Source organism: Methylococcales bacterium (assembly GCA_030949405.1).
GTDB lineage: Bacteria > Pseudomonadota > Gammaproteobacteria > Methylococcales > Methylomonadaceae > WTBX01.
Window position 1 is genome coordinate 2,245,519 of sequence record JAUZSN010000002.1, and the last position, 20,079, is coordinate 2,265,597.

Genomic DNA, 20,079 nt, shown 5'->3' on the forward strand with positions numbered 1-20,079 from the left:
TAGAAGATTAGGGTATTTTAAATTAAGGTATTTGTTTTATATATCGTATTTAACAGGCGTGAAACTTAGTAAATAGTTTCTTTCTAAGCTAGAATAGATAACGTTTGATACCCCTCTCAACAACATTGAATTAATTTAGCATGAGTGATTTATTAAAACTATTTCGAGAGTCTTCCGCTTTTTATGGCAGTAATGCTGTTTTTATTGAAGATATGTATGAACAATACCTGGAAAACCCAGAATCTATTGAAGAAAGTTGGCGTATTAAATTCAGTCATTTACATCAGGGCATTACGGATATGCCGCACAGTCCTATTGTCGAACGGTTTGCAAATTTAGCAGCATCGACCTCAAGTCCTTTGGTAAGGCTTCAAGGTTTTACAGAGCAAAGTGTTAAAAAACAGACCGCAGTGGCCCGATTAATTAATCATTATCGTACCTGTGGACACCAAGCCGCAAATATCAACCCATTAGATAATCAACCCTCTAAGCCTATTGATTTAGATCCCGCTTATTATGGGTTATCTGAACCTGATATGGAAACTATTTTTGATACAGGGACCTTACAAGGTGTTGATAAATTACCCTTACGAAAAATCATTACTATTTTAGAGGCAATCTATTGCGCTAAGATAGGATTTGAGTATATGCATATTATTGATACTGAAATTAAACGGTGGCTTAAGAATCATTTAGAATCGCCTAGACCTAAAATGACTGTTGAAAAAAAGCATTGGACGCTGAAACAATTGACTGCAGCGGAAGGGATTGAAAAATATTTACATCGACGTTATGTCGGACAAAAACGTTTTTCCTTAGAAGGGGGCGAATGTTTAATCCCTATTTTAGATGAACTGGTACAAAAAGCAGGGGAGCAACACGTTAATGAGCTTGTAATAGGGATGGCTCATCGAGGACGCTTAAATGTGCTTGTCAATGTTTTAGGTAAAAACCCCGCGACTTTATTTGGTGAATTTGAAGGAACAAGCACCTCATCACCCGGTGTATTAACGGGTGATGTTAAATATCACATGGGTTTTTCATCGGATATCGAAACGCGCGGCGGTGAAGTTCATTTGACACTTGCCTTTAACCCCTCTCATTTGGAAATTATTAATCCTGTGGTTGAAGGTTCGGTCAAGGCGCGTCAAGACAGGCGTGGGAAAGGTAAGGTGAATTCAGTGATCCCTATTTTAATTCATGGTGATGCGGCATTTTCAGGGCAAGGTATTGTTATGGAAACCTTGAATATGGCAGAAACTCGTGCATTTCATACAGGCGGGACGGTTCATATTGTAATTAATAATCAAATTGGATTTACCACCAGTCATCCTTCGGATGCACGCTCAACCTTATATTGTACTGATATTGCTAATATGGTCCAAGCCCCTATTTTTCATGTGAATGGGGATGATCCTGAAGCGGTACTGTATATTACACAGTTAGCATTAGACTACCGAATGAAGTTTAATAAAGATGTCGTGATTGATTTAGTTTGTTATCGTCGTCTAGGTCACAATGAAGCGGATGAACCCGCGACAACACAACCTTTAATGTATCAAAAAATTCGTTCGCATCAGAGTGTTCGTGAACTTTATGTTGAGCAACTGATACAAGAAGAAGTTATTGATCTAGAATCGGCTAACGCGATGGCAGAGGAATATCAACAACAACTGGAACTCGGTTGCATTGTTTCAAGACCCGTTCTTGAAAATAGCACTTATAGTTATACGCGGCAATGGGATAAGTATTTAGATAAAGAATGGACGATAGCGTGTAAAACAGCGGTTTCATGGGATGTATTACGTTTTTGTAATGAACAAATGCAACGATTGCCCATCGGTGTTGAATTGCATTCACGCGTCGCTAAGGTTATGGAAAACCGTACAAAAATGGTTGCGGGGGCATTACCTGTTGATTGGGGTTGTGCTGAAAATTTAGCCTATGCCACCTTATTAATCGAAAAATATAATGTACGGTTGACAGGGCAAGATGTTGGACGAGGGACATTTTCACATCGTCATGCGATGCTGCATAATCAACTCAATGATGACGTTTATATTCCTTTGCAGCATTTGAATGAAAATCAAGGGGATATGCAGCTTTATAACTCCTTGTTATCCGAGGCGGGGGTATTAGGTTTTGAATACGGTTACAGTTCAACAGAACCCGAAACCCTAGTTATTTGGGAGGCACAGTTTGGTGATTTTGCAAATGGAGCGCAAGTGTTAATTGATCAGTTTATTAGCTCAGGTGAGGCGAAATGGGGGCGATTGAGTGGCTTGGTGATGTTATTGCCTCATGGATTTGAGGGGCAAGGGCCTGAGCATTCATCAGCACGACTAGAACGATATTTGCAACTTTGTGCCTCACACAATATTCAAGTTTGTGTTCCAACGACACCCGCACAAATTTTTCATTTATTAAGAAGACAAATAAAACGCCTATACCGAAAACCTTTAATTATCATGAGTCCTAAAAGCTTATTGCGTCATAAATTAGCGGTTTCAACCTTAGAGCATTTAACAGAAAATGAATTTTATCCTATTATTGGTGAGCAAAATAGTAAAATAAAGGTGAAGGAGGTAACTCGTGTGGTTTTTTGTTCAGGTAAAGTTTATTACGACTTAATTGAACAGCGAAATCAAGATGAACTAAAGTGTGTTGCTATTATTAGAATAGAACAGTTATACCCTTTTCCGAGTGAAGGCTTTCAGACAGAGTTACGTCGGTATTCACATGTAAAGGATATTGTATGGTGCCAAGAAGAACCTAAAAATCAAGGGGCATGGTACCAATCTAAGCATCATTTTTTTGATAATCTACTTAGTGATATGGATGTGCTTTATTGTGGGCGTGAACCTTCGGCAGCCCCTGCTGTAGGAAGTTTTTCAGCGCATATTAAACAACAAAAAGAAGTGGTTAATCAGGCTCTTTATGGTCAAGAAGAAGGAAAATAAATATGACAATCGAAATTTTAGTCCCTAATTTACCCGAATCGGTTGCTGATGCAACGGTCGCTGCATGGCATAAAAAAGAAGGGGACTTTGTTGAAAAATATGAAAATTTAGTTGATCTTGAAACAGACAAAGTAGTTTTAGAAGTACCTGCCTCTGAATCAGGTATTTTAACTGAAATTAAAGCCGTTGAAGGTTCGATCGTACTTTCAAATGATGTACTGGCAAGGGTAACCCCCTCAGAGGCTGGCGAAAATTTAGCGAAAGTCCCTGATGAAATTAATCGTAATGAGGTTAATGATGCCGCATTAAGTCCTGCTGTTAGACGATTAATTCATGAACACCATTTAAACCCTGATGAAATAACAGGGACAGGTAAGCAGGGACGAATTACTAAAACCGATGTATTAGATTTTTTAAATCAACAGAAAACAGCGGAACGTCCCCCTGAAACGGTAAAAACTGAAATTAAGAAATCCATTAAAGAAGAGGCGGTATCGCCAAAGGCTGTGATTCCTCCACAAGAGGGCTTGCGTCCAGAGCAGCGTGTTCCGATGACACGTTTGCGTGCAAAAGTCGCTGAACGTTTACTTCAGGCTCAACAAAATTCAGCCATGCTAACCACCTTTAATGATGTGGATATGAAAGCTGTCATTGATTTACGTCTGCAATATAAAGATCGTTTTCAACAAAAGCATGATGTTAAATTAGGCTTTATGTCATTTTTTGTCAAAGCAGCTCTTGAAGCGTTAAAACGTTTTCCAGCAATTAATGCATCAATAGATGGTAATGATATTATTTATCATGGTTACTATGACATCGGAATTGCGGTAACAACCCCGCGTGGCTTGATTGTCCCCGTTGTAAAGGATGCGGATCATCTTGATTTTGCAGGTATTGAAAAAAGTATTACTAATTTTGGGAAAAAGGCGCGAGAAGGTTCTTTGAGTTATGACGATTTAACAGGCGGAACATTTACGATTACCAATGGAGGTATTTTTGGATCAATGCTATCAACGCCCATTCTTAACCCGCCCCAGTGTGCTATTTTAGGGATGCATACCATCAAGGAAAGACCTGTCGTTGAAAAGGGGGAAATTGTTATTAGACCCATTATGTACTTAGCATTATCTTATGATCATCGTTTGGTCGATGGGAGTGAAGCCGTACAATTTTTAGTGACCATTAAGGAGTGTTTAGAATCCCCTGCTCATTTATTGCTTAATATTTAACTCTCATTAACCATAGGAATTAATTGAATATGCCGAATCCACTCGTAATTTATGATGTTATTGTCATCGGAGCTGGTCCTGCCGGTTATGTTGCCGCTATTCGTGCTGCACAATTAGGGTTAAACGTTGCCTGCATTGATAATTGGAAAAACAAAAAAGGAGATCCAAGACTGGGAGGCACTTATGTTAATGCGGGGAGTATTCCCTCTATGGCCTTACTGGAATCATCTAAAATTTATCATTTATTAAAAAAAAGAAGCGGCAGAACATGGTATCGAAGCCAATGACGTTTCTTTAAACCTTAAAAAGATGATGCAGCGTAAAAATAAAATCACTAAGCAGTTAAGTGAGCAAATTAAAACGAGTTTTAATCATCATGGGGTCGAATATATTCATGCCAATGGACGTTTATTAAATAGTACACAGGTTACTATTTCTCCGCTTAATGGGGATAAAGACTATATAGTAGAGGCTAAGCATATTATTTTAGCAACAGGCTCTAAATCCATTGAAATGGACTGTGCAAAGATTGATAATGAATTTATTTTAGATTCAAATGCCATTTTAGATCTTGAAAGTGTTCCCAAAAAAATGGGCATTATAGGTGCGGGTATTATCGGGTTGGAATTAGCTGGAATATGGAATCGGTTAGGCTCTAAAGTTGTTTTATTGGAAGCCCAAGAAAATTTTTTGATTGCGCCCGATTTTCAGATTTCACGTGAAGCCTACAAACTATATACCCAGCAAGGGCTCGATTTACGTTTGGGTGCAAGAGTCATGGGAACGAAAAAAAACGGATAATAAAGTGATTGTTGATTATCAGGATTTAGAGGGGAATCATCGTATCACCTTAGATAAACTGATTGTTGCAACAGGACGGCGACCTAATACGGAGGGGTTGGCAGTTGCTGAAGCTAATTTATTATTAAATGAAAGTGGTTTTGTACATGTTGATGAAAACTGTTGTACTAATTTACCCAACGTTTATGCCATTGGTGATTTAACCTTACTGGGTCCTATGCTTGCGCATAAAGGGTTAGAAGAAGGAATTTTTGTTGCTGAACATATTGTTGCAGGTCAGCGAACCCCAATTGATTACGACATTATTCCTTGTGTTATCTATACCGAACCTGAAATTGCTTGGGTAGGGCAGACAGAGCAGTCATTAAAGGCAATGAATGAAAACTATGAGGTGGGTATTGTGGCCTTAAATGCGACGGGTAGAGGGCAGGCCAGTGGAAAAACTGATGGAATGGTTAAGATTATCAGTCATGCTGAAACCGATAAGATTTTAGGTATTCATATTATAGGGTCACATGCGTCTGAACTCATTGCTGAGGCGGTCTTAGCGATGGTGTTTTCAGCAAGTAGTGAAGATTTAGCGCGAACAATTCATGCTCACCCTAGTATTTCGGAAGCTTTATATGGGGCTGCATTAAAGCTTGATAATCGTGCCGTGTTTCACACATGAAAGAAAATATAGCTATTTATTAGGTTATCAATACAGATTTTTAAAAAAATAACCTCTTTATTCTAGGCTAATACAGCAGAAATGGATGGGGGTTATAAAAATTATAAATAAGGTTAGTGATTGAATTTTAAAGAGTAAATGTTATATTTGCTATTTTTTAGGAAAAAAATAAATAAAAAAATTGACGAAAAGAAAAGAGACTGTATAATACGCCTTTCTTTCAGCAACACACCGTTTCGGGAAGAAATTAAGGAAAAAGAATTTTCAACAAGGTGTTGACAGAAACGAACATTAAGTTATAATGGTCGGCTCACTAAGGAGAGTTAATTAACTCTTTAAAGTGATTAAGAACTTCGGTTCTTACGCTCTTTAACAAGTAAATCGAAATAATTTGTGTGGGTACTTGTGTTTGAATATTAAGTTTGTAAAAAATATTCGAGACAGTATTTACACTAAACAATCATTCATTTGAATGTTTACGTTTAATTCTGAATCGAGTCAAGATTTTTTGGTTGGTTTATCTTTATAAAATCAACCAATGCACGTTTAAACTGAAGAGTTTGATCATGGCTCAGATTGAACGCTGGCGGTATGCTTAACACATGCAAGTCGAACGGTAACAGCAGGAGCTTGCTTCTGGCTGACGAGTGGCGGACGGGTGCGTAATGCATAGGAATCTGCCTAGTAGTGGGGGACAACTCGAGGAAACTCGTGCTAATACCGCATAAGCCCTACGGGGGAAAACGGGGGATCTTCGGACCTCGTGCTATTAGATGAGCCTATGTTAGATTAGCTTGTTGGTGAGGTAATGGCTCACCAAGGCGACGATCTATAGCTGGTCTGAGAGGATGATCAGCCACACTGGGACTGAGACACGGCCCAGACTCCTACGGGAGGCAGCAGTGGGGAATATTGGACAATGGGCGAAAGCCTGATCCAGCAATACCGCGTGTGTGAAGAAGGCCTGAGGGTTGTAAAGCACTTTCAATTGGGAGGAAAAAGTATCGGTTAATATCCGTTACCTTGACATTACCTTTAGAAGAAGCACCGGCTAACTCCGTGCCAGCAGCCGCGGTAATACGGAGGGTGCAAGCGTTAATCGGAATTACTGGGCGTAAAGCGTTCGTAGGCGGTTTGTTAAGTTAGATGTGAAAGCCCCGAGCTTAACTTGGGAACGGCATTTAAAACTGGCAGACTAGAGTTTGGGAGAGGGAAGTGGAATTTCAGGTGTAGCAGTGAAATGCGTAGAGATCTGAAGGAACACCAGTGGCGAAGGCGGCTTCCTGGACTAAAACTGACGCTGAGGAACGAAAGCATGGGTAGCAAACGGGATTAGATACCCCGGTAGTCCATGCCGTAAACGATGTCAACTAACTGTTGGGTACTTCGGTACTTAGTGGTGGAGCTAACGTATTAAGTTGACCGCCTGGGGAGTACGGCCGCAAGGCTAAAACTCAAATGAATTGACGGGGGCCCGCACAAGCGGTGGAGCATGTGGTTTAATTCGATGCAACGCGAAGAACCTTACCACCCCTTGACATCCAGAGAATCTGTTAGAGATAATTGAGTGCCTTCGGGAACTCTGTGACAGGTGCTGCATGGCTGTCGTCAGCTCGTGTCGTGAGATGTTGGGTTAAGTCCCGTAACGAGCGCAACCCTTATCCTTAGTTGCCAGCACATAATGGTGGGAACTCTAGGGAGACTGCCGGTGATAAACCGGAGGAAGGTGGGGACGACGTCAAGTCATCATGGCCCTTATGGGGTGGGCTACACACGTGCTACAATGGCCAGTACAGAGGGCTGCGAACTTGCGAGAGTAAGCAAATCCCAGAAAGCTGGTCTTAGTCCGGATTGGAGTCTGCAACTCGACTCCATGAAGTTGGAATCGCTAGTAATCGCGAATCAGAACGTCGCGGTGAATACGTTCCCGGGCCTTGTACACACCGCCCGTCACACCATGGGAGTGGGTTGCAAAAGAAGTGGGTAGACTAACCTTCGGGAGGTCGCTCACCACTTTGTGATTCATGACTGGGGTGAAGTCGTAACAAGGTAGCCCTAGGGGAACCTGGGGCTGGATCACCTCCTTACAAAATGACTTATGTTAAGCATGAGTACTCACAACAAATTATTTCGGTTTAAAGCAACAGACGATTGGGTCTGTAGCTCAGTTGGTTAGAGCGCACCCCTGATAAGGGTGAGGTCGGAGGTTCAAATCCTCCCAGACCCACCAATTAATACTTTTCTAAGATAAAGACTTGTCTTAGGAATTTTGATATTGGGGCTATAGCTCAGCTGGGAGAGCACCTGCCTTGCACGCAGGGGGTCTGCGGTTCGATCCCGCATAGCTCCACCATTTCTATAAGATTTTGTAGGTTAAGATTTTATAGAATTGGTAACTTTGGTTATTAATAAGCTCTTTAAAAATTTGGAAATCTGTAACTATAGTGTTTATCTTTATTATAACGATAAATATTTTAAAACGAGTTAAACAATGGATTAATTTTTATAATTAAACTGTTGAATAATGAGTTCTCAAGCAGAAAAAAGCGAAAATGTTAGCGAACCCATATAACGTTAAATAAGCCTTAACAGACTTATTGGGGTTATATGGTCAAGTGAATAAGCGCATACGGTGAATGCCTTGGCAGTAAGAGGCGATGAAGGACGTTGTAGAATGCGATAAGCTTCGGGGAGTGTTCAAACCCACTATGATCCGAAGATTTCCGAATGGGGAAACCCACTTATCATAAGATAAGTATCCTTACCTGAATACATAGGGTAAGGAAGCGAACCTGGAGAACTGAAACATCTAAGTACCCAGAGGAAAAGAAATCAACCGAGATTCCCTTAGTAGCGGCGAGCGAACGGGGACTAGCCCTTAAGCATTTATTAAGTTAGTAGAATAGTCTGGAAAGTCTAGCGATACAGAGTGATAGCCTCGTATACGAAAACTTATTAAGTGTGAAATCGAGTAGGTCGGAGCACGAGAAACTTTGACTGAATAGGGGGGGACCATCCTCCAAGGCTAAATACTCCTTACTGACCGATAGTGAACTAGTACCGTGAGGGAAAGGCGAAAAGAACCCCTGTGAGGGGAGTGAAATAGAACCTGAAACCGTATGCGTACAAGCAGTGGGAGCATCGATTTATCGGTGTGACTGCGTACCTTTTGTATAATGGGTCAGCGACTTACATTTTGTGGCAAGCTTAACCGAATAGGGGAGGCGTAGCGAAAGCGAGTCTTAATAGGGCGTTTAGTCGCAAGGTGTAGACCCGAAACCGGGCGATCTATCCATGACCAGGTTGAAGGTGGGGTAATACCTACTGGAGGACCGAACCCACTTATGTTGAAAAATGAGGGGATGAGTTGTGGATCGGAGTGAAAGGCTAATCAAGCCCGGAGATAGCTGGTTCTCCTCGAAATCTATTTAGGTAGAGCCTCGTGTATAACTGTTGGGGGTAGAGCACTGTTTTGGCTAGGGGGTCATCCCGACTTACCAACCCAATGCAAACTCCGAATACCAACAAGTTGCAGCACGGGAGACACACGGCGGGTGATAAGGTTCGTCGTGAAGAGGGAAACAGCCCAGACCGTCAGCTAAGGTCCCAAAATTATAGCTAAGTGGAAAACGATGTGAGAAGGCCCAGACAGCCAGGAGGTTGGCTTAGAAGCAGCCATCCTTTAAAGAAAGCGTAATAGCTCACTGGTCGAGTCGGCTTGCGCGGAAGATTTACCGGGGGCTAAGCTATATACCGAAGCTACGGATCTTACTTTGAGTAAGGTGGTAGAGGAGCGTTCTGTACGCTGTTGAAGGTCAATTGAGAAGTTGGCTGGAGGTATCAGAAGTGCGAATGCTGACATGAGTAACGATAATGGGAGTGAAAAACTCCCACGCCGAAAACCCAAGGTTTCCTGCGCAACGCTAATCGACGCAGGGTTAGTCGGTACCTAAGGCGAGGCCGAAAGGCGTAGTCGATGGAGAACAGGTTAATATTCCTGTACTTGTTATAACTGCGATGGGGTGACGGAGAAGGCTAGATCAGCAATCTGTTGGAATAGGTTGTTTAAGCAGGTAGGGAGAAAGTTTAGGTAAATCCGGACTTTTGTTAATCCTGAGATGTGATGACGAGAAGTAATCCCCTCGGGGATGAACCGAAGTGATTGATGCCATGCTTCCAAGAAAAACCTCTAAGCTTCAGGTTATAACGAGCCGTACCCCAAACCAACACAGGTGGGTGGGATGAGAATTCTAAGGCGCTTGAGAGAACTCGGGTGAAGGAACTAGGCAAAATGGTACCGTAACTTCGGGAGAAGGTACGCCCTTGGTAGGTGAAGTCCCTTGCGGATGGAGCCAAAGAGGGCAGCATTAAACTGGTGGCTGCGACTGTTTAGCAAAAACATAGCACTCTGCAAACACGAAAGTGGACGTATAGGGTGTGACGCCTGCCCGGTGCTGGAAGGTTAATTGATGAGGTTAGTGCTTGCACGAAGCTTTTGATCGAAGCCCCAGTAAACGGCGGCCGTAACTATAACGGTCCTAAGGTAGCGAAATTCCTTGTCGGGTAAGTTCCGACCTGCACGAATGGCGTAACGACGGCCACACTGTCTCCACCCGAGACTCAGTGAAATTGAAATTGCGGTGAAGATGCCGTATACCCGCGGCTAGACGGAAAGACCCCGCGCACCTTTACTATAGCTTTACACTGGACTTTGAACCTACTTGTGTAGGATAGCTGGGAGACATTGAAACCACATCGCTAGGTGGGGTGGAGTCACCCTTGAAATACCAGCCTCGGTATGTTTGAAGTTCTAACCTAGACCCGTTATCCGGGTTGGGGACAGTGTATGGTGGGTAGTTTGACTGGGGCGGTCTCCTCCCAAAGAGTAACGGAGGAGCACGAAGGTACCCTAATCCTGGTCGGAAATCAGGAGTTTAGTGCAATGGCATAAGGGTGCTTGACTGCGAGACGGACGTGTCGAGCAGGTACGAAAGTAGGTCATAGTGATCCGGTGGTTCTGAATGGAAGGGCCATCGCTCAACGGATAAAAGGTACGCCGGGGATAACAGGCTGATACCGCCCAAGAGTTCATATCGACGGCGGTGTTTGGCACCTCGATGTCGGCTCATCACATCCTGGGGCTGAAGCAGGTCCCAAGGGTATGGCTGTTCGCCATTTAAAGTGGTACGCGAGCTGGGTTCAGAACGTCGTGAGACAGTTCGGTCCCTATCTGCCGTGGGCGTTTGAGATTTGAGGGAAGCTGCTCCTAGTACGAGAGGACCGGAGTGGACGAACCCCTGGTGTTCCAGTTGTCTCGCCAGAGGCATTGCTGGGTAGCTACGTTCGGACAGGATAAGCGCTGAAAGCATCTAAGCGCGAAGCCCCTCCCAAGATGAGATCTCACTGGAACTTAAAGTTCCCTGAAGGGCTGTTGGAGACTACAACTTTGATAGGTCAGGTGTGGAAGCACAGTAATGTGTGAAGCTAACTGATACTAATTGCCCGTGAGGCTTGACCATATAACACCCAATCAGTTTGGGTCGTTATTGGAAGTTAACATGCTTTTAAAGCGAAGAGAATTGATACAGATTTCCAACTCAATGCAACAGAGCTGCATTGATTGATAATAAGTGAGTTACTTATTACACCAAATTGCTTGGTGACCATAGCGAGAGTGAACCACCTGATCCCATCCCGAACTCAGAAGTGAAACCTCTTAGCGCCGATGATAGTGTGGCAGGTTGCCATGTGAAAGTAGGGAATTGCCAAGCTTAAATTTAAAAAACCGTTTACGAAAGTAAACGGTTTTTTTTTGCTTAGAATTTATTGACAGGGAAGAAAAGTTAGATAGAATATAGAATTATTCAATATAATTAGGAAAATAACATGAAAAAGATATTTCTATTACTAGCATTATTTTCAGCAAATGTATTTGCAACCCCTGTTAACGTAAATACCGCCGATGCACAAACCATTGCAAGCTCATTAAATGGTATTGGAGAGAAAAAAGCCCAAGCGATTATTGAGTATCGTGAAAAAAATGGGGATTTTAAAACGATAGATTCGTTAACGGAAGTGGCGGGTATTGGTGCTAAAACAGTTGAAAAAAATAAAGAAGATATTTTATTAACTGATAAAGTTGAAAAAGAGGTGAAAACTCAAGTTAAAAAACCAGAAGCTAAAGAGAAAAAATAGATATTAACCTTGAAAAAAACCGATTATATAATGAATGTAATTGGTTTTTTTATTGATAATCGACATTCCATCCCCCATTTGTCAGAAGTTAGAGTTTTTTCGGTACAAATAGCGACACGTTAGCGATATTATAGGTAACAGGAGTAAAAGCTTCCGATTGCAATATTGGATATTTAGAAGTAATACTAGCTTGCCTATATTTATTTCCTCAGAAGATGATAAATAGCTAGATGAAACAGTGACAGGCCTTAGCTTATAAAGGGTTGCTCTTAAATTTATTTTTATGCTCAAATGAGTCTATTACATAGTAAATATAATAATTTTTTTACTAAATGGGCTGCGGAATGTGGGTGATAAATTATATTTGGTATTGAAACTGAAATTTCAGCATTACTATTAAACCAAACATTGCATTACTTTCACAAAATGTCAAATTATTCCCTCGATTTATCTTTATATCAAAAAATTTAACTATTTTAGAAAATATATTAGGAAAAAAACATCCTAGTGTTATGCACTTATGACTTGAACTCAGGAAAGAATAAATTTCTGAGTTCTACTAAATAAACACCTCTTCCTATCAATCGCTGGTTTTCTGTATTAATTATCATTAAAAGTTAACTTAGCTCCTGTTATTTATGGATTAAAAAATCAAATTAGTAAAAATGTAGTGTTTTGTCGCATGATAATGCTATAACCTGTTTAGTTATTTTTTAATGAAGGCGAAACGTTGACTAAAAAACATTTAGATTGGGTGGTCTTAACCATTTTAGCGATTGGCGCAGGCTGTGGTTTGGTCTATGAATATTTATTATCACATTATGCGGGCCGTATTTTAGGCGCGGTTGAAGAGGCTATCTTCGGCATTATTTCGGTGATGATGATTTTTATGGGAATCGGCTCTTTTTTAGCACGCCATATTAAAAACCCTTTTGCAGGGTTTGCATGGTTAGAATTGTTACTTGCTTTCGTCGGAGCAAGTAGTGTGTTATTAATTGGGGGAATTTTTTCCTTATCCCATTTATTTCCCGCGCTTTTAGCTGAAACCTTTGCATTACCGCCTGATTTAATTCCTAAAGGGGGCGTTATTCAAACCATTGAATCACTTGCTCGCGGAACGCCTTATGTCGTTGCCGCGTTATTAGGCGGGTTAATTGGAATGGAAATTCCTCTAATCGGTGAAATTCGTAGCCAGTTACATGCAGACCAGTTAAAAAATAATGCAGGGTCTATTTATGGTATTGATTATTTAGGCGCGGGAGTCGGTGCCTTTTTGTGGGTATTTTTAATGCTCTCATTGGAAGTTTCACTCGCAGGCGCATTAACGGCCTCGGTTAATTTATTTATTGGGGCGGTCTTTTTTTATTTATTTAAAGATAAAATTCCTTCAGCCCCTTATTTACTCTTAGCCCATGCCGTTGTTGCATTATGGGTCTTACAAATTTTTACCTATGGTGCAAATTGGTCAGCAACGATGGAAGATATGTTGTACCAAGATAAAGTTATTTATCGTACCAATACTCGTTATCAACATTTAGTCATTAGTGAGCGTTTAACCGATCCTACTAAACCTAGTGTGTTAACTTTTTTTATTAATGGTCGAACACAATTTGCCAGTAATGATGAGCATATTTATCATTCGATGCTGACCTATCCCGCGCTTGCAGCGTCTGCACGACAAGATAAAATTTTAATTATTGGGGGAGGTGATGGCTTAGCCTTACGCGATATATTACGCTGGAACCCTCAACATGTACTATTATTAGACTTAGATCATGAATTAGTGGCTTTATTTAAAACGCCCAAAATAGAACAGGGAAACGTTATTAATCAACGCTTATTGGAGGCCAATAAAGGGTCGTTTAACGATAAGCGAGTAAAAACAAAGTTTGGGGATGCTTTTGTCAGTATTAATCAATTAATTAGAGAAAATAAATTGTTTGATACCATTATTATTGACTTACCTGATCCTAATCATCCTGATTTAAATAAACTGTATAGTACGCGATTTTATCATAAGGTTTTCAATCTATTAGCAGGCGATGGGGCAATGGTAGTACAATCAACCAGCCCTTACCATGCGAAAAATACGTTTATTAGTATTGGTAAAACGATTAAATATGCGGGGTTTGCTCACGTACAGCAATATCATCATAATGTCCCTTCATTTGGGGAGTGGGGGTTTACCATTGCGACTAAAAATGGGCAATCTGCAAAACAACGACTGCAACAACTAGATACCTTAAAAGTGGACGATGGTTGGATAACACAGGCATTAATGTTAGCGGCATTTGAATTTGGTAAAAATTTTTATCAACAAGCAGAATCGGTAAAAATTAATCGTTTAGGCTCTATGGTGGCGTATCAATACCATCGTAGTGATTGGCAAAAAGAAATGGGATTGTATCAACAATAAACTAAGAGGGGAAAATTATGGGGTTATTTGATCGTTTTAAACAAAAAGAACCTGTCGCAAGAAAACTAGACCATCCACGCGATTTATTATTGGGCGATATGGTTGAGTTTGCTTTAATGTCTCAAGCAGATTTAAGCCATTGTAGCTTTCAAGTTGATAAAATTTGGACGCTTGATTTAGGCGGGGATAAACACAAACGTATTTATTGCCAGCTTAATGATGTTGGGCGTAAAATTCGCTTGCGTACGGTGGATAATGACACCGTTGAACTTGGTTTAGAAGTTTATCCTGAAACCTTATTAGAGGTTTTTTCAGAAGAGGCTATTAGTGATATTCTAAACCCAGAATCAGGGGTTAATCATCAGCTTAAACTTAATGTCGCTCTCGATAAAGTTCCTAAAGAACTGACAGGCTGGCTGGCTGAAAATTATCGTCAAGAAGGATTTGAAATAGCCTATCTTTATGACGATGATTATCGTCATAAATCCTTACCTGAAACTGAAGATGAAGGGGAAGAAGGTTGTGATTTTGCGTGGTTGATTTCAGATGATCGTCAATATTCAGTAGAGTTTCGCGTTTTTGATGGCGGACGTACCAAAGTACATTTATGCGCGCAAATTCCTTTGCGAAAAATAGACACGTTATGGCCTGCTAAACACGATTAGATGATGATTTTTCAACGTTATTTTAATTGGCGACGTAATGCTAAATTATCATTCGAGGAAGATGTTTTAAAGCTATCATTATTACGTGCGACGGTATTATTATTTGTTATTATTAGTGTTCATGTTTATTTGATGGGCGTGTTTGAAGGGTTTAGTTGGCAAGATGGCTTGTGGTTAACTTTTACAACCCTTTCAACAACAGGCTATGGTGATATTAGTGCCAGTACCTCAGAAGGTAAAATAGCAACGGTTCTCTTATTATATTTAGGGGGCATTTTTATTTTGGCTAAAACGGCCGGCGATTATTTTGAATATCGTGCGAGCATTCGTTTTAAGAAAATACGCGGTTTTTGGAAATGGTCTATGTCAAATCATATTTTAATTATCAACACCCCGTCACAGCAAGGTGAACAATTTTTTGTCCGTCTACTTAAAAATTTACACAATAGCGGGATGCAAGGACACACGGTACAAATTTTAACAACGCGCTTTCCAGACGGTTTACCGAGTCGATTGTCAAAAATGTCAGGCCTCATTCATTATACGGGCAGTGGTACAAATTATGATGATTTACAGGCGGTGAATGTAGAGCAAGCTAAGTATATTAGACTTGTTCTTTAAGAAGAAGTTAATATATCATGTTAAAATTCCATAGGATAGCCGCTAAAAAAGAAAATAAATCTTTTACACCTTCTTTTTTATTTCTAAACTTGTCAACTAGGCATCTATATCTTTTCATTCCACCGATTACATGCTCAACAATGACTCTTTCACGACTCATCTCTTTGTTTTCTTTTTTTTGATTTTCTGTTAATGTTGGGTTTGGATTATGCTTAGATTTATTTGGTTTTTTATGAGGAATATTTACCGAATTAGTTTTATATTCATTATTAAACCCCAAATAACCTAAATCAATAAATATATTAAAATTACTAAACCAATTTAATTCTGGATTAAATTCTTTTTTAAACATTCCATAATCATGATTTTTACCTGGAAAACTAACCCCAATATATAAAATTAAATGACCTAAAGAAGCTATAGTGGTATTTTTAATTGTATGCTGTTTTTTTTACCACTGTAAAATTCATTTTGTTCTTCATAGTCACTAGGGCGTTGTACAGCACGCTCTGTAGCATCTATTATCAATGTTTGAACTCCGCCAAAAGCCTGCTGCATTTCTTCAGGGGTTGAAAAACTTGTTGCAGGTAAAACATTAAATATATCTAACGTCTTTATTAAAATTGGAAATAATTTGTATACATGAGTATGGGCGCATGATTTATTCATATTAAAAGAAAACCCTAAGTGATCGAAAGTAGAATAGCACTTCATATAATTTAATATAAATAATAATTTGTCTGCGGGTTTTTTTAATGTGCTATCTAAACCACTACCGTATTTTCTTTCTTTATTTTCATGTTTTTCTTTTTGATCTTCAATAAGGGTCTTTTCAAATAGAGATAATAGTAAAATAAAATGTTCTGTTTTTAATCCTGTTAAAGCTCTTAACTGTCTATCATCATAAATTCTTGGTAAAATTTCTTTTATTTTCATGTTATACTTTGATTTTTATTTTTTATAGAAATTTATTATAAAGCTTATTTATTATTTTTAATAATTTAATTTAAAGTTTATTTATTAGGCTGTATCAACTGATTGTGAATGTTATCAAGTATATATAAGCAATTGATTTTAATATATTTTATTTAGAAGAACAAGTCTATTATCATTCTGGCTAAACATGAAAATGATCGAGACTCGGATAGCCGTAGTTTTGATATATTGCATCGACTTCAAGCGTTAAATTTGCAAACAGATGTGTTAATTGTAAGCGAATGTGTTGATGATGATAATCGACAACGGTTAAAAAAAGCAGGGGCTGAGGTTATTATTCGACCCATGCGGGCTTATCCTGAAATGTTAGTACGTGGTTTAGTCGCTCCTGGTTCTGAAAAAATTATTGAAAATCTATTTTCATCGGTTGAAGATTTATACCTACGTTATGAGGTGAATATCACCAATGTTTGTTGGAAAGATATTGTCTGTCATTTAATAGAGCATGATTTTGGAACCGCTGTCGCCTATTTTAATACACAGATAAATGAAGTGGATACCAATCCTCATGCGCATACATTAATTACAACGCACTGTTTATATGTCATGGCAAATGATGATAATCCCGCAACGTCAATAGAAATAAACAAGGCTTTAGCAGAAATTCCTGTATCAGAAAAAATTTAATATCGGCAGTTAACGATGAACAAGGAGACTTTATGGTTTACCGTGATTCTATATCAAAATGGCTAGTGTCATTAGTAATGGTAGGGTTATTACTCCTATTAAGTGGGTGTGGTAATGATTATGCAGAACGTGTTCAAAAAGACTACAGTCTGACGGAACAACAATTAAATACCTTAGGAAAAAAATTAGATACGGGCCAATTGATCAATACCCAAATTATTGGGACTTACTCAAAAAAACTGGCCACCCTTAAGCCCGATTTTAAATCTGTGGCGGACGCAATGGCAAAAGATGCCACGCGCCAAGGAACGTTATATCAAGGATTAAGTGAACGATTAAAGAAAATCAATCGTAAACCTGATAATAAACAACAATTTCAAGCGGCGTATCAATCATTAGTTTCAATAAAAATGGGATCAGACCCCATTGTTTTTAATGATGCCTTAATTGATTTAATTAACACCCTTGCACAATTATCGGGGGGGAAATTAGACACCGTTAGTATTCCCAAAGACAGTAAAGCCGCGCATGTTCGCGGTGAAACGATTGTCCCAGGGAGTTATTTAGTCGGTAATCCTAGCTATGGTCAATATAAACCCGATAGTTCAGGGCGTTCAATATGGCAGTGGTATGGGCAATATGCTTTTTTTAGTAGTTTATTTAAAGGGAATTCATATAATCAAAACCCCATTAGTTACAGTCAATGGAATTCACGCTCTCATTATTCGTACTACCGTGATTATGGTCGGCGGACTTATGGCAGTCGTAACGATCAAAATAAAACAGCAACGCGTACCGCTAAAATGCGGGATAAAGGGCTTAAACCTGCGAAACCTAAAAAGCAATATGGTTCTGCTCAAGGGCGTAAACGGATTAGTACTTATAGCAAGCAAAAGTCTAAACTGAGTCAAGCGGGTAAAAAATACGGCAGTACGAATGCAGGCGGTCGTCATGCCGATAAAGCCGTTAGTAAACGTAGTTCGAGTTTATTCAGTTCTAAAAAAAGCAGTGGTTCGAGTTCAAGCTCTAGTTCCACCTCAAAGCGTAGCTCCCCTTCAAAGCGTAGTTTCAGTCTTTTTAGTAGTAGTTCGCGTAGCAGTTCGCGTAGTAGCTCGGGTAGCAGTCGCTCTGGCGGTAAATAAATAATAAAAAAGGGTTATACAGATGGAAAATTTAACACAAATGATTATGCTCAGTGACGCATCACTGGCCTATTATGCCATTGATTTTGTTATTCTAATGGCGTTTATGGCGACGTTACGTTTATTAGCCGCGACTATTGCAGGCGTTTCGTTACAAGACTTATTAGCGCAACAGGATAACTTTGCCGCAGGGATTAGTTTAGCAGGGGCAATTATCGCGGTGGCTATTTTAATGATGGGCGTAGTGGCGGGTGATGCGGGGGATACTTATGTCGCTGAAATTACCTTAATGGGAAGTTATGGCATTGCAGCGATGATATTTTTGGGGGTAACCCGAAAAATTTTTGATAAAGTGGGTTTACGTCAACTGTCTATTCATGATGAAATTATGAATGCTAATGTTGCGGCAGGGGTTGTTGATGCGTTTAATATGATTGCAACGGCGATTATTATTCGGGCGGCGATGTCATGGGTTGATGGGTCCACTTTTTTAGGGCTTGGAATTGTAGTGGGGATATTTGTACTCTCGCAAATTATTCTTTTATTGGCAACGTTATATCGTAATGTGGTTTTTAAACGTCGTCATAAAGAGACGGGTAAGACCTTACAAGGCGAGATAAAAGAGGGAAATATTGCCTTAGCTATTCGATTTTCAGGTTATCGTTTAGGCGTTGCGCTAGCGATTACAGCGACTTCTGGGTTAGTTGTGTATGATCCTAATGCGTTAGGCTACTCAGTATTAGCATGGGTTTTGATGGCGATTTTTATTTTTATTTCTCAAACAGGGTTATCTATTCTTTTGCGTTATATTTTATTACCTAAAGTTAATATTGCAGAGGAAGTGGGCGTTCAACGTAATGTGGCGATAGGGTCGATTGAAGCGGCTATTTATATCGGGATTGGCTTTACTTTTGTCGGGTTGTTTACCTAATAATTTTTTTTGTACGTGCTACTCTTTTGGCGTTATTGGATTTAAATGGGGAATGCGCCTAAATTGTATTTTAAAATTTTCATTCATCGTGGCTATTCATGGGTAGTGTTGTCTCGCCAAAAATAAAACTGAATTTAGGAAGATTAGAATGAAAAGAAAATTCCCCTTTATTATTATTTTAATGGCATTGTCTATTTCCCCCGCTTACGCTGACGAAAAAATAGACCGCCATCAATACGCCTGTGATAACGGTAATGCAAAGGAGTGTAATACACTGGGAATGATTTATTATTCTCAAGGTTTATATCCAAAAGCGGAGGCTTTATTTAAACGGTCATTAAAGGTTTTTAAAGTGATTTTAGGGGAGCAACATCCTTTTGTTGCGACTAGCTTGAATAATTTGGCTGAGTTGTATAAAACGCAAGGCAAGTATAAAAAAGCCGAGCCATTGTACCAACAGGCGTTAAAAATTGATGAAAAGGCTTTAGGGAAAAAACATCCAGCGGTTGCCATTGACTTAAATAATTTGGCGGGGTTGTATAAATCTCAAGGTAAGTATAAAAAAGCCAAGCCTATGTTTCAACGGGCGTTGAAGATTAGAGAGGTGGCTTTAGGGGGACAGCATCCTGATGTTGCTCAAAGCTTGAATAATTTAGCGTTGTTATATGAGTTTCTAGGCCATTATAAAAAAGCCAAGCCCATGTTTCAACGGGCGTTGAAAATTACAGAAAAATCGTTAGGAAAAAATCATCCTAGCACTAAAACTGTGAAAAAAAATTACAAGACGTTGTTAAAACAAATGAAAAAATAACCGTCCGCCCTTCAA

General features: G+C 39.7%; 15 protein-coding genes, 2 tRNA genes and 3 rRNA genes. 18 read left to right on the forward strand and 2 right to left on the reverse strand.

Features of this window, described 5'->3' with window-relative positions; genetic code table 11:
* The first annotated feature begins 140 nt into the window (after window positions 1–140).
* The 14 genes from Q9M50_11600 (at window position 141) to Q9M50_11665 (ending at window position 15,557) form a co-directional block, all read left to right on the forward strand.
* Window positions 141–2,960, forward strand: a complete 2,820-nt coding sequence (locus tag Q9M50_11600; protein ID MDQ7091260.1) for a 2-oxoglutarate dehydrogenase E1 component — start codon at window positions 141–143, stop codon at window positions 2,958–2,960.
* 2 nt (window positions 2,961–2,962) lie between these two features.
* Complete coding sequence (odhB, locus tag Q9M50_11605) at window positions 2,963–4,189, forward strand: 2-oxoglutarate dehydrogenase complex dihydrolipoyllysine-residue succinyltransferase (protein MDQ7091261.1); 1,227 nt, start codon at window positions 2,963–2,965, stop codon at window positions 4,187–4,189.
* Window positions 4,190–4,218: 29 nt separating this feature from the next.
* Window positions 4,219–4,476, forward strand: a complete 258-nt coding sequence (locus tag Q9M50_11610; GenBank protein MDQ7091262.1) for an FAD-dependent oxidoreductase — start codon at window positions 4,219–4,221, stop codon at window positions 4,474–4,476.
* Between the two features lie 25 nt (window positions 4,477–4,501).
* Window positions 4,502–4,990, forward strand: a complete 489-nt coding sequence (locus Q9M50_11615; protein ID MDQ7091263.1) for an FAD-dependent oxidoreductase — start codon at window positions 4,502–4,504, stop codon at window positions 4,988–4,990.
* Entirely contained in the window at window positions 4,956–5,660 is a 705-nt protein-coding gene (locus Q9M50_11620; GenBank protein ID MDQ7091264.1) for an FAD-dependent oxidoreductase, read from the forward strand. The genes Q9M50_11615 and Q9M50_11620 overlap by 35 nt, the downstream gene beginning before the upstream one ends.
* A 548-nt stretch (window positions 5,661–6,208) precedes the next feature.
* A 16S ribosomal RNA gene (locus Q9M50_11625) occupies window positions 6,209–7,747 on the forward strand.
* 66 nt (window positions 7,748–7,813) lie between these two features.
* Window positions 7,814–7,890, forward strand: a tRNA-Ile gene (locus Q9M50_11630).
* Between the two features lie 47 nt (window positions 7,891–7,937).
* Window positions 7,938–8,013: transfer RNA gene (locus Q9M50_11635), tRNA-Ala, on the forward strand.
* Between the two features lie 256 nt (window positions 8,014–8,269).
* A 23S ribosomal RNA gene (locus Q9M50_11640) occupies window positions 8,270–11,179 on the forward strand.
* A 136-nt stretch (window positions 11,180–11,315) separates the two neighbouring features.
* A 5S ribosomal RNA gene (gene rrf, locus Q9M50_11645) occupies window positions 11,316–11,431 on the forward strand.
* The 16S, 23S and 5S rRNA genes sit together here with 2 tRNA genes alongside, the layout of an rRNA operon.
* A 115-nt stretch (window positions 11,432–11,546) precedes the next feature.
* A complete protein-coding gene (locus tag Q9M50_11650; protein ID MDQ7091265.1) occupies window positions 11,547–11,855 on the forward strand; it encodes a ComEA family DNA-binding protein in 309 nt (102 codons plus the stop codon).
* Window positions 11,856–12,585: 730 nt separating this feature from the next.
* On the forward strand, window positions 12,586–14,271 hold the full coding sequence (locus tag Q9M50_11655) for a polyamine aminopropyltransferase (GenBank protein MDQ7091266.1): 1,686 nt from the start codon (window positions 12,586–12,588) through the stop codon (window positions 14,269–14,271).
* 17 nt (window positions 14,272–14,288) lie between these two features.
* Window positions 14,289–14,936, forward strand: coding sequence for a hypothetical protein (locus tag Q9M50_11660; protein MDQ7091267.1), 648 nt, complete (start codon window positions 14,289–14,291; stop codon window positions 14,934–14,936).
* Window positions 14,937–15,557: a potassium channel family protein gene (locus Q9M50_11665; GenBank protein MDQ7091268.1), complete on the forward strand. Its 621-nt coding sequence runs from the start codon at window positions 14,937–14,939 to the stop codon at window positions 15,555–15,557.
* Window positions 15,558–15,564: 7 nt separating this feature from the next.
* Here Q9M50_11665 and Q9M50_11670 read toward each other — a convergent pair whose 3' ends face one another.
* Complete coding sequence (locus tag Q9M50_11670) at window positions 15,565–15,948, reverse strand: transposase family protein (GenBank protein ID MDQ7091269.1); 384 nt, start codon at window positions 15,946–15,948, stop codon at window positions 15,565–15,567.
* A 26-nt stretch (window positions 15,949–15,974) separates the two neighbouring features.
* Window positions 15,975–16,493, reverse strand: a complete 519-nt coding sequence (locus tag Q9M50_11675; protein ID MDQ7091270.1) for a transposase family protein — start codon at window positions 16,491–16,493, stop codon at window positions 15,975–15,977.
* A 228-nt stretch (window positions 16,494–16,721) separates the two neighbouring features.
* Between Q9M50_11675 and Q9M50_11680 the strand changes: the two genes are divergently transcribed.
* From Q9M50_11680 to Q9M50_11695, 4 genes are all read left to right on the forward strand, one after another.
* Entirely contained in the window at window positions 16,722–17,180 is a 459-nt protein-coding gene (locus tag Q9M50_11680) for a hypothetical protein (protein MDQ7091271.1), read from the forward strand.
* A gap of 32 nt (window positions 17,181–17,212) precedes the next feature.
* Entirely contained in the window at window positions 17,213–18,322 is a 1,110-nt protein-coding gene (locus Q9M50_11685; GenBank protein ID MDQ7091272.1) for a hypothetical protein, read from the forward strand.
* 22 nt (window positions 18,323–18,344) lie between these two features.
* Window positions 18,345–19,253, forward strand: coding sequence for a DUF350 domain-containing protein (locus Q9M50_11690; protein MDQ7091273.1), 909 nt, complete (start codon window positions 18,345–18,347; stop codon window positions 19,251–19,253).
* Between the two features lie 148 nt (window positions 19,254–19,401).
* Window positions 19,402–20,064 carry a tetratricopeptide repeat protein gene (locus Q9M50_11695; GenBank protein MDQ7091274.1) on the forward strand — a complete coding sequence of 221 codons (663 nt, stop codon included), beginning with the start codon at window positions 19,402–19,404 and terminating at the stop codon, window positions 20,062–20,064.
* Window positions 20,065–20,079 lie beyond the last annotated feature (15 nt).

Bases quoted from the DNA above. Each gene is read 5' to 3' on its own strand.
- Q9M50_11600 (MDQ7091260.1), top strand. From the start codon at position 141: ATGAGTGATTTATTAAAACTATTTCGAGAGTCTTCCGCTTTTTATGGC.
- odhB (MDQ7091261.1), top strand. From the start codon at position 2,963: ATGACAATCGAAATTTTAGTCCCTAATTTACCCGAATCGGTTGCTGAT.
- Q9M50_11610 (MDQ7091262.1), top strand. From the start codon at position 4,219: ATGCCGAATCCACTCGTAATTTATGATGTTATTGTCATCGGAGCTGGT.
- Q9M50_11615 (MDQ7091263.1), top strand. From the start codon at position 4,502: ATGCAGCGTAAAAATAAAATCACTAAGCAGTTAAGTGAGCAAATTAAA.
- Q9M50_11650 (MDQ7091265.1), top strand. From the start codon at position 11,547: ATGAAAAAGATATTTCTATTACTAGCATTATTTTCAGCAAATGTATTT.
- Q9M50_11660 (MDQ7091267.1), top strand. From the start codon at position 14,289: ATGGGGTTATTTGATCGTTTTAAACAAAAAGAACCTGTCGCAAGAAAA.
- Q9M50_11665 (MDQ7091268.1), top strand. From the start codon at position 14,937: ATGATGATTTTTCAACGTTATTTTAATTGGCGACGTAATGCTAAATTA.
- Q9M50_11675 (MDQ7091270.1), bottom strand. From the start codon at position 16,493: ATGAAAATAAAAGAAATTTTACCAAGAATTTATGATGATAGACAGTTA.
- Q9M50_11685 (MDQ7091272.1), top strand. From the start codon at position 17,213: ATGGTTTACCGTGATTCTATATCAAAATGGCTAGTGTCATTAGTAATG.
- Q9M50_11690 (MDQ7091273.1), top strand. From the start codon at position 18,345: ATGGAAAATTTAACACAAATGATTATGCTCAGTGACGCATCACTGGCC.
- Q9M50_11695 (MDQ7091274.1), top strand. From the start codon at position 19,402: ATGAAAAGAAAATTCCCCTTTATTATTATTTTAATGGCATTGTCTATT.